At 60.5% G+C, this 13,482-nt stretch carries 11 protein-coding genes and 1 pseudogene; 11 read left to right on the forward strand and 1 reads right to left on the reverse strand.

The annotated features are described in order from the left end of the window. Positions 1 to 17: 17 nt before the first annotated feature. Positions 18 to 506 carry an SRPBCC family protein gene (locus L6R21_14360; protein ID MCK6560375.1) on the forward strand — a complete coding sequence of 163 codons (489 nt, stop codon included), beginning with the start codon at positions 18 to 20 and terminating at the stop codon, positions 504 to 506. Here the strand turns inward: L6R21_14360 and L6R21_14365 are convergent. Next, entirely contained in the window at positions 503 to 1,465 is a 963-nt protein-coding gene (locus L6R21_14365; protein ID MCK6560376.1) for a phosphatase PAP2 family protein, read from the reverse strand. The genes L6R21_14360 and L6R21_14365 overlap by 4 nt on opposite strands. Before the next feature lie 155 nt (positions 1,466 to 1,620). Here L6R21_14365 and L6R21_14370 point away from each other — a divergent pair, with 155 nt between their 5' ends. The 10 genes and pseudogenes from L6R21_14370 to nadC all read left to right on the forward strand — a co-directional run bounded on the left by L6R21_14370 (position 1,621) and on the right by nadC (position 13,473). Further along, positions 1,621 to 2,727: a tryptophan 2,3-dioxygenase gene (locus tag L6R21_14370; protein ID MCK6560377.1), complete on the forward strand. Its 1,107-nt coding sequence runs from the start codon at positions 1,621 to 1,623 to the stop codon at positions 2,725 to 2,727. Positions 2,728 to 2,826: 99 nt separating this feature from the next. Next, the gene (locus L6R21_14375) at positions 2,827 to 4,281 is read left to right on the forward strand and encodes an aldehyde dehydrogenase (protein MCK6560378.1); all 1,455 of its coding nucleotides are present in this window, start codon (positions 2,827 to 2,829) and stop codon (positions 4,279 to 4,281) included. A 19-nt stretch (positions 4,282 to 4,300) separates the two neighbouring features. Beyond that, positions 4,301 to 4,717 (forward strand): Rid family detoxifying hydrolase, encoded by a 417-nt coding sequence (locus L6R21_14380; protein ID MCK6560379.1) that lies wholly within the window; start codon positions 4,301 to 4,303, stop codon positions 4,715 to 4,717. A gap of 81 nt (positions 4,718 to 4,798) precedes the next feature. Then, a pseudogene (locus tag L6R21_14385) lies at positions 4,799 to 5,323 on the forward strand (3-hydroxyanthranilate 3,4-dioxygenase). Between the two features lie 186 nt (positions 5,324 to 5,509). Further along, entirely contained in the window at positions 5,510 to 7,930 is a 2,421-nt protein-coding gene (locus L6R21_14390) for a prolyl oligopeptidase family serine peptidase (protein ID MCK6560380.1), read from the forward strand. Positions 7,931 to 7,981: 51 nt separating this feature from the next. Next, positions 7,982 to 9,013 carry an amidohydrolase gene (locus L6R21_14395; GenBank protein MCK6560381.1) on the forward strand — a complete coding sequence of 344 codons (1,032 nt, stop codon included), beginning with the start codon at positions 7,982 to 7,984 and terminating at the stop codon, positions 9,011 to 9,013. Beyond that, the gene (locus L6R21_14400; protein ID MCK6560382.1) at positions 9,010 to 9,828 is read left to right on the forward strand and encodes a cyclase family protein; all 819 of its coding nucleotides are present in this window, start codon (positions 9,010 to 9,012) and stop codon (positions 9,826 to 9,828) included. The genes L6R21_14395 and L6R21_14400 overlap by 4 nt, the downstream gene beginning before the upstream one ends. Before the next feature lie 123 nt (positions 9,829 to 9,951). Beyond that, entirely contained in the window at positions 9,952 to 11,220 is a 1,269-nt protein-coding gene (kynU, locus tag L6R21_14405; protein ID MCK6560383.1) for a kynureninase, read from the forward strand. Between the two features lie 24 nt (positions 11,221 to 11,244). Then, positions 11,245 to 12,612 (forward strand): FAD-dependent monooxygenase, encoded by a 1,368-nt coding sequence (locus L6R21_14410; GenBank protein MCK6560384.1) that lies wholly within the window; start codon positions 11,245 to 11,247, stop codon positions 12,610 to 12,612. A gap of 6 nt (positions 12,613 to 12,618) precedes the next feature. Next, entirely contained in the window at positions 12,619 to 13,473 is an 855-nt protein-coding gene (gene nadC / locus L6R21_14415) for a carboxylating nicotinate-nucleotide diphosphorylase (GenBank protein MCK6560385.1), read from the forward strand. The last annotated feature ends 9 nt before the right edge of the window (positions 13,474 to 13,482 follow it).

Genomic DNA, 13,482 nt, shown 5'->3' on the forward strand with positions numbered 1-13,482 from the left:
CTCTGCCCGAGGTGCATGTGAACGTTGACCGTCATCTGCATGTTTTGAAAACGGCGATGCGCCTGCCGTTGCCCGTTGCCAGCGTGTTTCCCTTTTTCGCGGAGGCCGCCAATCTCGGTCGCATCACCCCGCCGGAGATGCACTTCCACATTCTCACGCCCCAGCCCATTGTCATGCAAGCAGGCACGATCATTGATTATCGCATCCGGCTGTTCGGCATTCCCATGCGCTGGCAATCGCTGATCTCGGAATGGCATCCGCCGCACGTTTTTATCGATGAGCAACTGCGCGGCCCGTACGCGGTGTGGATTCACACGCATCGCTTCCGCGAGCAGGCCGGGGAGACCATCATCGCAGACGAGGTGCAGTACCGCCTGCCGTTGGCGCCCTTCGGCGAAGTGGCGCTGCCGCTGGTGAAGCGGCAGCTTGCCAGAATTTTTCAGTATCGCCAGCAGGTCGTGGAGCGGATTCTGATGGCCGGGGCTGCGCAGCCCGCGCAGCACTAACCTTCGGCTATCGGCGCAAGGCGCTTGGCAGAATTCGTGTGCTGCCGAGACAGGGGATCCTCGCCGCGGCGCTTGAGAATGGCCAAACCCGCGGCATAGGCGGCAAACGCCAGCAGAATGCCCACCAGCGGATCAAGCGCATGATGATAGCCCAGATAAACCGTGGCCGCGGCAACGCCGAGCGCCAGCGGCAGCAGGACGTAACTCACGCGGCGGTTGAAGCGCCAGGTGGTGAGCGCCCAGGCCATCGCGCCGGAGACATGCGTGGAAGGAAAACAGCCGCCGGCAATCGCGCCTTGCGACTGCAAATGTTGCGTGATCGGTCCGAAGAAGTAGCCGGTGTACTCCGTGGTGCGCAGGGCATTGAGGGAATCGATCATGCGCGGGCAAAGAGAAGGGAAGGCATAGAACAGCACAAAGTTGGCGCAATAGGTCAAGGTCACGATCGCAAAGGCCGCCATCGTTTCCGCCCATTTACCGCGCAGGAAAAGCGGCAGCGTGGCCAGCGGCAGAAACAGGTAGTACGAGACATAAAACACATTCATCAGCTCGTCCAGCCAGGGACGGTAGAACTGTTGCGCCCAAATCGTGGGGTGTACGCCGAACAGCAGCTTGTCGAGCTGCACCAGCGGATCCATGGCCCAATAGTTTCCCGTGAACATGCGATTCATGTGATTCATCTCGAAGTAGCCATAGAACATCACCACCAGGGGGTAGAACGTGCGCAAAAACCAGAGCGCGGGCCGGCGCGGATGTTTTTCACCGGCGCGAATGATCTCCAGAAAGAGCGCCGCCAGCACGAGATGAATGGCAACATCTTGCGGCCAGTTGGGAACATGATGATGGAAGAAGGGGAGCAACACAGCCAGGAGGGCGAGATAGCCAATTGCCAGCACATCCATGAGCCGAAAGTGGAGGCCGCCGTAGCGCTGCCGCCACCAACGCCTGAGCGAGGTCATAACGGACACGTTGTCTCCTTGAGCAAGTAATTTGACGCGGCAATATAGCGAATCGCCCGCTCACTTTCAAATCGAAGCTTGACTTTGGAAACGATTTCTTTATCTTCTGCCCATTCGAACGGCATCCACAACCAACTTCCTGCCATTTGAGGGACATGGCTGAGAATCCCAAGCCCGTCTACTATTCCGATTACTTGCAACTCGACCGGTTGCTCACCAGCCAGTCACCCAAAAGCGTCGAGTCCGGCGCGCCGGCGCATGATGAGATGCTGTTCATCATCGTGCATCAAGTCTTTGAGCTGTGGTTCAAGCAAATCCTGCACGAGCTGGATGCCGTGCTCACCCAGTTCAGAAACGAGTACGTCGATGAACGGCAGATCGGCGTGGTCACCTCGCGGCTGTTGCGCATCACCGAAATCCAGAAACTCATCAATGATCAGTTCCGCGTGCTCGAAACCATGACGCCGCTGGATTTCCTGGAGTTTCGCGGTAAATTGGCGCCGGCCTCGGGTTTTCAAAGCGTGCAGTTTCGTCTCATTGAAAACAAGCTCGGCTTGCCGCCGCAGCGCCGCATGCAGTTCGACAAAGAGGCCTACACCTCGCATGTCTCGCCCGAGCATCGCGAGCTCATTCTCGCCGCTGAAGCCGAGCCTGCCCTGGTGCTGCTCGTCGAGCGCTGGCTGGAACGGACGCCCTTCCTCGACTTCAACGGATTCAACTTCTGGGCCGCTTATCGCCAGGCCGTCGAGCGCATGTTGCAGCACGATCGCGAAAACATCCAAAACAATCCCCACCTCTCTGCCGCGGAGAAAGCGAAACAGCTTGAAAGTTTGACGGCCAACGTTGAAAGTTTCAACGCGCTGTTCGATGAGACCATGCACCGCCAGCTCATGGCCAAAGGCAAACGCCAGTTTTCCTACCAGGCGACCCAGGCGGTGCTGCTGATTCAACTCTACCGCGATGAGCCGATCTTGCATTTACCCTTTCGCCTGCTCACCGCGCTGGTGGAAATCGATGAGCTGTTCACCACCTGGCGCTACCAGCATGCGCTGATGGTGCATCGCATGATTGGCACCAAGATCGGCACCGGCGGTTCCGCGGGCTATCACTACTTGAAGGCGACGGTGGACAAGCACAAGCTCTTCCCTGATTTGTTCGACTTGTCCACGTTTCTGATTCCCCGCTCTGAACTGCCGGAGTTGCCCGAAGAAATCCGCAGGAATTTGGGATTCTATTACTCCGCCCACTCGCAGTTGCCGTGACGAGCAGCTCCATCGCCGCGATCGTTCTGCCCGCGTTCAGTCAGGGCTTGGGCGGCGCGCCAGATGCTTCACAAGATTTTTCCGCAAACACTGCGTGGCATGGAAGAAATCAAAAACTACATCAACGGGGAATTGCTGCCAGCCGTGAGCGGCCGCCGGCTCGACAACTTCGCTCCGGCAACCGGTGAAGTCTATTCCCACCTGCCGGATTCCGGAGAGCAGGAGGTTGCGGCGGCGATTGTCGCTGCGCAAACCGTCTTTCCGCAATGGTCGAGCCTGGCGGCGGAAGAGCGCAGCCGCTGCTTGTTCCGCCTCGCTGATCTGATCGAACAGCGCGTCGAGGAACTGGCGCTGGCGGAGTCCATCGATACCGGCAAGCCCGTTGCATTGGCACGAGCTGTCGACATTCCGCGCGCGGTGAGCAACTTTCGTTTCTTTGCAGCGGCGGCCACGCAATTTGCCAGTGAGAGTCACGCCACCGGCGTGCAAGCGATCAACTACACCTTGCGCCAACCGGTGGGCCTTGCCGGCTGCATCTCGCCGTGGAATTTGCCGCTTTACCTGTTCACGTGGAAAATCGCGCCTGCGCTGGCCGCGGGCAATTGTGTCGTGGGCAAGCCTTCGGAGCTTGCGCCCATGACGGCCTATCGGTTGGCCGAGATTTGCCGCGCGGCGGAATTGCCGCCGGGCGTGTTGAACATCATTCACGGCACGGGCGAGCGCGCCGGCGCCGCGCTTGTCGCTGCACCGCAAATTCCCGCGATTTCCTTTACCGGCGGCACCAAAACCGGCGCCGCGATCGCGGCGGTGGCGGCGCCCCGGTTCAAGAAACTCTCGCTGGAGCTGGGCGGCAAGAATCCCGTGCTGATCTTCGCTGATTGCGATTATCCCGCCATGTTGCGCACCACACTGCATTCGTCTTTTTCCAATCAGGGCGAGATTTGTTTGTGCGGGGCGCGGTTGCTGGTGGAGGCTGCGCTCTACGACCAGTTCCAGAAAGATTTTGTCGCGGCTGCCGGCGCATTGCGGGTGGGCGATCCACTGCTGGCGGAATCACACCTCGGCGCCGTGATTTCGCGCCAGCACCTGGAGAAAATTCTCTCCTACGTTGATCTCGCGCGGCGAGAGGGCGGCCGCGTGTTGTGCGGCGGCCATTCCGTGAAAGTGGCAGGGCGATGCGCGCACGGTTGGTTCATGGCGCCGACGGTCATCGCAGACCTGCCGCCGGCGTGCCGCACGAATCAGGAGGAAATCTTCGGACCGGTGGTGAGCTTGGCGCCGTTCGAATCGGAGGAGGAAGCGCGGCAGCTCGCCAACAATGTGCCCTACGGCTTGGCCGCGGTCGTTTGGACCGAGAATTTGACGCGCGCGCATCGTCTGGCGCACGGCCTGCAAGCGGGAATTGTGTGGATCAATTGCTGGATGCTGCGCGATTTGCGCACGCCCTTTGGCGGCATGAAAAATTCGGGGGTGGGCCGCGAAGGCGGCTGGGAGGCGCTGCGCTTTTTCACTGAACCCAAAAACATCTGCGTGAAATTGCGTGAATCGCCCTAGTCAGGGAATTTTCCGAACCATGACTGACGCCATTATTTCGTCGCGCGCGCCCGCGCCGGTTGGTCCGTATCCCCACGCCCGCCGTGCCGGCCAGTTGCTGTTTCTCTCCGGCATCGGGCCGCGCCAGGCCGGCAGCTCGGAGATTCCCGGCGTCGAGCTGGATGAACGCGGTGAAGTCGTCTCCTACGATTTCGCGCTGCAATGCCACGCCGTCTTCCGCAACATCAAAGCCGTTCTCGCAGAGGCGGGCACGAGCTGGAATCGGATCGTCGACGTCACGGTGTTCCTGACCGATATGAAGAAAGACTTCGCGACTTTCAACCGCATCTATGCCGAGTATTTCACTGAGCACCAGCCTTGCCGCACCACGGTCGAAGTCAATCGCCTGCCCACGCCGATTGCCATTGAATTGAAAGTGATTGCCACGATTGAGTGAAGCGGGCGCCGCCCGGCAGGGAGGAAGGTGCCGTCGCAAACCAGAGCAGCAGTCGTGAACCCCAATCACCGGGAGGGTGCCATGGACATTCGCGCAGCGCAGAAGCCGCTCGAGCCGTTTAGCTTGATGGGTTGGATCGAGAAGAACAAGGATCGCTTACTGCCGCCGGTCGCCAACGAAACCATCTTCAAAGGCAATGACAACTTCATCGTCATGGTTTCGGGCGGGCCGAATGCGCGCAAGGATTACCATTATAATGAAAGCGAAGAACTCTTTCTGCAGCTCAAGGGTGACATCAAAATCAAACTCTATCAAGAGGGCCGGCATTGGGAGGTGACGCTGCGGGAAGGTGAAATGCTGCTCATTCCGCCGAAGGTGCCGCATTCGCCGCAGCGCTTTGCCGGCACCTACGGCCTGATCATCGAGAAGCACCGGGTGCAAGGCGAGCAGGACGGCTTCTTGTATTTCTGCGAGAAGTGCGGCAATCTGCTGTATGCCGAGTATTTCTTCCTGGAGGACATCGTCAAGCAATTTCCCATGGTCATGCGCAATTTCTACTCTTCGCTCGAGCGCCGCACCTGCAAGAAATGCGGCCACCTCATGGAGCTGCCGCCCAATTGGGAAGACAGCATTACCCGCCGCAGCGCAAACAATGAATATGCCGAAGATCCCTATGCGCAAGTGCACGGCAAATCCTGGTGAGCGGCGAACCAACGGCAAACAGGCGGCCCGGCGCGCGGGCACAGCAGTCTGGAGCGGCCGCGGCCATTCGTCAACCTACAGGCATTTGAGATGAAGAACGCGATTGTTGTTGTGGCAGTTTTGGTGCTCGCTTCGCTCGGTTTTGGACAGATAACCTACAAAACACCGCCGCGCGAAGTGGTTGACATTCTCGATGCGCCGCCGACGCCCACCGTGGTGATGAGTCCGCGCCAGGAGGCGCTGTTGCTGGTGGATTTCCGGCCGCATCCTGCGCTCGAGTTGCTGGCGCAGCCAATCTTGAAGCTGGCAGGTGTGCGTCTCAATCCCAACCTCGGCAACCGCCAGCGGCTGTCGCAATACACCCGGCTTTCCGTGAATTGGCTGCAACGTGGCAGGACGGTAGTGATCGACGCGCCCGCGGACGGCCGCATCGGCATGCCGCAATGGTCGTACGACGGCACCCGCCTCGCTTTCACGCATGATCTCACTGACGGCGTGGAGCTGTGGATTGCCGAGGCCGCAACCGGCAAGGCCAGGGCGCTGCCGGCCGTGCGGGTCTGTGATGTTTTGACCGCGCCGTTTCGCTGGACGAGTGACAACGAGCATCTGCTCGTCCTGCTCGTGCCGCCAGAGCGCGGCGCGCTCCCGCAAGCGCCGTTGGTTCCCGCCGGACCCGTCATTGATGAAACCGCCGGCAAATTCGCGAAGGTCATGACCTTCCAGGATCTGCTGCGCAATGCACATGACGAGCTGCTGTTCGAGCATTTCGCCACCACGCAGTTGGCGCTGGTGCATGCCGTTACCGGTGAAATCACCGCCATGGGCGCGCCGGCCATGATCATGCGCGCGGAGTTTTCGCCGGATGAAAAATTCCTCCTGGTGACCAAACTCAAACGGCCGTTTTCCTATCGTGTGCCTTATTTCTATTTCACCCGCTCGACCGAAGTGTGGGATCGCACCGGCAATCTGGTCGCGACGGTCGCGGATTTGCCGATCGCGGATGACATCCCCACGCAGGGCGTGCCGGTCGGGCCGCGCGAAGTGGAATGGCAGCCGCTGCATCCCGCCAAGCTGCTGTGGGTCGAAGCGCTCGACGGCGGCGATCCGCGCAAAAAGGTTCCGCAGCGCGACAAACTCATGGCCTTGGCTGCGCCTTTCACCGCAGCGGCGACGGAAGTCATGCTGATTCAGCATCGTTTCGCCGGAGTTGACTGGATGGCGAAGCGCGATGCAGTGCTGCTGACCGAATATGATCGCGATCGGCGCTGGCGCACGACGGTATTTGTCAATCTGGCGAAGCCGGCAGCGAGCCGCAAAGTCATCTTCGATCTCAGCGTCAATGATGACTACGGCGATCCCGGCCGGCCGGTTTACGAAACGCGGAAAACCGGTGAATCGGTTGTGCTGCAGGACGGCGATTGGCTCTACCTGAATGCGCGCGGTGCCTCACCAGAGGGCGCCCGGCCCCGCCTCGATCGCTTGAACGTGAAAACGCTGGCCAAACAAACGCTGTTTCAAGCGCGCGGCAATTCCTTCGAGCCGTTCCTTTCCTTCATCGGCGGCAACCGCAACCTCATTCTCACGCGCTATGAATCACAAAAAGAGCCGCCCAACTATTTCATCGTCGATTTGAAAAAGAAGACGCGAACCACGCTCACCGATTTCAAGGATCCGGCGCCGCAGCTTACTGGCTTGCGGAAAGAGCTGGTGAAATACAACCGGCCCGATGGCGTGCCGCTCTCCGGCACGCTCTATTTGCCGCCCGGCTATCAAGCCGGCACGCGACTGCCGCTGCTGATCTGGGCCTATCCGCTGGAGTACTCCGACCCCGGCACCGCCGGCCAGGTGCGCGGCTCGCCGCATTCATTCACCTTTCTGCGCGGCGCTTCACCGCTGTTCTTTCTGACCCAGGGCTACGCCGTTCTGCTGGACGCCACCATGCCGGTGGTGGGTGATCCTGAAACCATGAACGACACGTTCGTGGAACAGATCGTCGCCGCGGGCCGCGCCGCCATCGACAAGCTCGATTCCATGGGCGTGGTCGACCGCTCGCGCGTGTGCGTGGCCAGCCACAGCTATGGCGCTTTCATGGCGGCCAATCTGCTGGCGCATTCCGATGATTTTGCCGCCGGCATTGCGCGCAGCGGCGCCTACAACCGCACGCTCACGCCCTTCGGTTTTCAAAGTGAGCGGCGCTCGTTTTGGGAGGCGCCGGAGGTTTACCTGAAGGTTTCGCCATTCACCTACGCCAACAAGATCAATGAGCCGCTGCTGCTCATTCATGGCGAGGCGGACAACAACCCCGGCACGCATACCATGCAATCGGAGCGGCTGTTTCAAGCCATGAAAGGCAATGGCGGCACCGCGCGGCTGGTGTTGCTGCCGTACGAAGGCCACGGCTATGTTGCCCGCGAATCGGTGCTGCATACGCTGGCGGAGATGTTCGAGTGGTGTGACCGCTTTCTCAACAAACATGACCCCGGCCCGCACCGCGAAACGCCGCCGCAGTGAGGCCGGATTGCTGCGCCGGCCGTCACGTGTTGCGATGCTCGCACCCTGTCCATGTCAGTGCAACCTTTCTTGAAAATCGACATTCACACGCATATCCTGCCGGAATCCTGGCCGGATCTGAAGGAGAAATACGGCTACGGTGGCTTTGTGCAACTGCACCATCATCAGCCCGGCTGCGGCCGGCTGATGATCGACGGCCGGCTGTTTCGCGAGGTGAGCGCCAACACCTGGGATCCGCACGAGCGCTTGCGCGATTGTGACGCCAGCGGCGTGGCGGTGCAGGTGCTGTCAACCGTGCCGGTGATGTTCAGCTATTGGGCGAAGCCGCAAGACGCGCTGGATCTCAGCCGCCTGCTCAATGATCACCTCGCCGGCGTCGTGGCGCAATTTCCCCGGCGCTTTATCGGTTTGGGAACGGTGCCGCTGCAAGCGCCCGAGCTGGCCATCAAGGAAATGAGGCGCTGCAAGAACGAACTCGGACTGGCCGGGATCGAAATCGGCACACACGTGAATGACTGGAATCTCAATGACGAGCATCTCTTTCCCGTTTTTCAAGCAGCGGAAGAGCTGGGCCTCGCGGTCTTCGTTCATCCCTGGGATATGATGGGCAAGGAGAGGATGCCGAAGTATTGGCTGCCGTGGCTGGTGGGCATGCCCGCGGAAGTTTCACTCGCGATTTGCTCAATGATTTTTGGAGGCGTGTTCCGGCGCCTGCCCCGGCTGCGCGTTGCGTTTGCGCACGGCGGCGGCGCGTTTCCCGCCACCATTGGCCGCATCGAGCACGGCTTCAAAGTACGGCCCGACTTGTGCGCCGTCGACAACGACGAGCCGCCCCGCGCTTATCTCGGGCGATTCTACTTGGATTCTCTGGTGCACGACGCGGAGATCCTGCAATACCTCCTCACATTGGTTGGCGCCCACCGCATTGCGCTGGGCTCGGATTATCCCTTTCCGCTCGGCGAAGCCCGGCCCGGCGCGCTGATCGAGGCGATGCCGGAACTCGACCGCGCAACCAGGATGAGGCTGTTCAGCGGCACCGCGCTGGAGTGGCTGGGATTGAACGCAAACGATTTCCTGCCGTGAAACTCGAATTTCACCTCGCCGAACAGGCTTACGCAGTCAACCTCACCGCGCCCATCGATCTGGCCATTCCGCTGCATTTCAATGGCGCGCAGCCCTGCTTTTTCGAGGCGCCGGCCGCCACCGCACAGCCGTTCGTCAGCGGCGGTTTCATCGGCGACACACAGCAGGGCGGCAGCAGCAATGTCGCCACGGTGACCTTGACGCCGCACTGCAACGGCACGCACACCGAATGCGTGGGCCATCTCGCCAATGAACTCATCTCGCTGGAAGGCGTGCTGCGCGAGGCGTTCATTCCCGCGACGTTGATCACCGTTACGCCCCAGCCCGCTGCCGCGTGCCGCGATACCTATCTCCCGCCCGTTCAAAAAGAAGACTTGCTTATCACCCACGACCAGTTATCTTCTGCCTTGCCGCGCAATGCCGGCGCATTCCTGCGCGGCTTGATTCTGCGCACGCTGCCCAATGCGCCGGCGAAAACCACCCGGCGCTACGCGCAACAATTGCCGGCTTACTTTTCCATCGAAGCCATGCAGTTGGTGACGCGGCTGGGCGTGCAGCATTTGCTGGTGGATTTGCCCTCCGTTGACCGCACTTTCGATGAAGGCCGGCTGACCAGCCATCGCCTCTTTTGGGAAGTTCCGCCGGAGAGCCACGAGGTCGACCCCACTCGCCATTCCGTGAAGACGATCACCGAAATGATCTACGTCGACACGGCCGTGCCCGATGGTTTCTATTTGCTCAATCTGCAGATTCCCAGATTCGTGGCGGAAGCTGCGCCCAGCCGTCCGCTGATTTTTGCGGTCACGGCAAAATGAATAATTGACTGCTGACGCGCCGATGCGCTGAGGGATGTCGCGCAATTGGTTCGTTCGCTGTTTGGCAGACTGCGTTGCGCCATTTGCAGAAGCAGATCACCTCCAACCTCTTGATGCTGACGAATGATTGATTATCAAACCAACCGCCATTTTGCCCTGGCGATGGATGCCGAAGATCCGCTGGCGGAATTTCGCAATCGTTTTCATCTACCCAAAACCAGAAGCGGCGAAGATTGTGTTTATCTCTGCGGCAATTCACTCGGCCCGATGCCGAAGACGGCCAGGGCCCACGTGGAGCAGGAGCTGAGCGACTGGGAGCGTCTGGCGGTCGATGGTCATGTCAAAGCAAAGAATCCCTGGACGACATATCACGAGCGGTTCACGCGCCAGCTCGCGGGCCTGGTAGGCGCCAAACCCGTGGAGGTGGTCGCGATGAACACGCTCACCGTCAATCTGCATTTGATGATGGTGTCCTTCTACCGGCCGACGCCGCAGCGCCACAAAGTGGTGATGGAAGCCAACGCGTTTCCATCCGACCAATATGCCGTCAGATCACAAATTGCCGTTCACGGGTATGATCCGGCAACGTCGTTGGTGGAGCTGCACCCGCGGCCGGGCGAAGCCACGCTGCGCACGGAGGACATGGAGGCGTATCTGCGCGAACACGGCGAGAGCGTTGCGCTGGTGTTGCTCGGCGTGGTGAATTATTACACGGGGCAGGCCTTCGACCTGCAGCGGTTGACGCAGGCGGCGCAGGCGCGGGGCTGCGTGATCGGCTTCGATCTCGCGCATGCGGTGGGCAACCTTCTGCTGCGGCTGCATGAGTGGCAGGTTGATTTCGCGGTGTGGTGTTCCTACAAATACCTGAATGCCGGCCCGGGCGCAGTGGCCGGTTGCTTTGTGCACGAACACCACGGCGACGCGCGCGATTTGCCGCGCTTCGCGGGCTGGTGGGGGCATGATCAGAGCCGGCGTTTTTTGATGGAGCCGGCGTTTCAACCGATTTTCGGTGCCGAAGGCTGGCAGCTCAGCAATCCGCCTATCCTGTCCATGGCGCCGTTGAAAGCTGCACTCGACCTCTTCGATGAAGTCGGCATGCCGCGCTTGCGCGCCAAGAGTGAACTGCTCACCGGTTATTTGGAATTCCTGCTCAATCAGTTTGGCGGAGACATGCTCACCATCATCACGCCGGCAGACAAGGCACAGCGCGGGGCGCAGCTTTCCCTGCGCGTGCGCAACAACGGCCGCGCGTTGTTTCAAGCCCTGCTGGCGCGCCATTTCATCTGTGATTGGCGTGAGCCGGATGTCATTCGCGTGGCGCCCGCGCCGCTGTTCAACACCTTCCTCGATGTGTATCGCTTTGCCGGCGCCGTACGCGGCAGCCTGCTTTGAAAAATCCACCACAGGAATGCCGGCATGCGAACAACCCCTGCATCCCCCACAGTCACCTTGATTGGCGCCGGCCTGGCCGGGCCGCTGCTGGCCATCTATCTCGCCCGGCGCGGCTTTGCCGTCGAGGTTTATGAACGCCGGCCGGATTTTCGTCAGGTCGCTTTGCGCGCGGGCCGTTCGATCAACCTCGCGCTATCGGTGCGCGGCTTTCATGCGCTGGCGGAAGTCGGCATCTCCGACAGCATCATGAAGATTGCCGTGCCCATGCGCGGCCGCATGATGCACGCGGTCAGCGGTGAGCTGACGTTCCAACCCTACGGCAAGGATGAGACGGAAGTCATCTACTCGGTCTCACGCGCCAATCTCAATCTCACCCTGGTCAATGAAGCCGAGAAGTTCGGCAACGTCACGTTTCACTTCGCGCAGCGCTGCCTGGGCATGGATTTCAAAAAGAGCGAACTGAAGCTGCGCCACGTACCCTCCGGTAGCGAATCCCTGCTGCCGGCGCAGCCGGTGATCGCCACCGACGGCTCAGCCTCCGCGATTCGGCTGGATATGCTGCGCTGGGGCCGATTCAACTATTCGCAGCAACACCTCGAATATGGCTACAAGGAACTGACTATTCCTGCCGGGCCCGGCGGCGCCTACCGCCTGGAGAAGAACGCCCTGCATATCTGGCCGCGGCGCACCTACATGCTGATTGCGCTGCCCAACCTCGACGGCAGCTGCACCTGCATTTTTTTCTTTCCCTTCCGGGGCGAGCCGAGCTTCGCAAGCCTGAGCACGCCGGACCTTGTGAAGGATTTCTTCGCCGCGCAATTTCCGGATGCGGCCGCGTTGATGCCGAATCTCCTCCACGAGTATTTCGCCAATCCCACCGGCAGCATGGTCACGATCAAATGCGACCCCTGGTATGTCGAAGGCAAGATGACCCTCTTGGGAGATGCGGCGCATGCCATCGTGCCGTTCTTCGGTCAGGGCGTCAATTGCGCCTTCGAGGATTGCACCTACTTGAATCAATGCCTGGCGCAATACGGCGCTGACTGGGCACGCGTGTTCGCCGAGCATCAGCGCTTGCGCAAAGCCAACACCGACGCCATCGCCGAGCTGGCGCTGGAGAATTTCATCGAGATGCGCGACCTGGTCGCAGATGAAAGATTTCTGCTGCGCAAGAAGGTCGAGCAAGCGCTGGAGAAAAAGTATCCGGACACATTCGTCCCGAAATACTCGATGGTCACTTTTCGCCGCGTGCCCTATGCCGTGGCCTTGGCGCGCGGAAAGATTCAAGATAAGATCCTGCTGGAATTGTGCCGCGCCAGCACGACGGTTGCGGAAGTCGATTGGCAGCACGCCGATCATCTGATTCGCAGCCGGCTTTCACCATTAACCTGAACGGCAATGTCCTGGGATAAAGTCAACCTGTCACGCGTGGACGAAATTCTGGCGCAGGCGCTGGCAGAAGATCTCGGCCGTGGCGACTTGACGTGTGCGGCGGTGTTGCCACCAGGCGCAACCGCGCGTGCCAAAATTCTCAGCAAAGACACCGGCGTCATTGCCGGCCTGCCGCTGGCAGAGCGCGTGTTCCGCAGGCTGGATCACAGCATGGCGGTGAGTACGCTTTGTTGCGATGGTGATCGGGTCAGCCCGGGTGCGACCTTGATGCGGCTGAACGGGCAGGCCGCGGCGATTCTGAGCGGCGAACGCACGGCCTTGAATCTGCTCGGCCGCTGTTCGGGAATTGCCACATTGACCGCCCAATTCGTGGCCGCCGTGCGAGAATACCCCGTCAAGATTCTCGACACGCGCAAAACCGCGCCGCTGCTGCGCGAGTTGGACCGCTATGCGGTGCGCCTCGGCGGCGGCGAGAATCATCGCATGGGGCTTGATGCCATGATTCTTCTCAAGGAAAATCATCTCAAACAGGTGGGCGGTATTGCCAGTGCGCTGCAACGCGTACTGCGCTGGCGCGCGCAGGCGGGGTCTCCGGCCAAGATCGAAATCGAGGTGACCGATCTTGGTGAACTGGAAGCAGCGCTGGCGTTTCCAGTCGATCGCATCATGCTGGACAACTTTTCGTTCGAGCGGATGGCGCAGGGAGTCAAGCTGGCTGCCGGCCGCGGCGAATTGGAAGCCTCCGGCGGCGTGACGCTGCAGAATGTCGAGAAGATCGCAGCCACCGGCGTGCAGTACATTTCCGTAGGTGCGTTGACGCATTCGGTGAAGAATTTTGATCTCACCCTGCTGGTCGGTTAGGCGCTACTC

The sequence above is a fragment of the bacterium genome (assembly GCA_023150945.1).
Taxonomy (GTDB): domain Bacteria; phylum Zhuqueibacterota; class Zhuqueibacteria; order Zhuqueibacterales; family Zhuqueibacteraceae; genus Coneutiohabitans.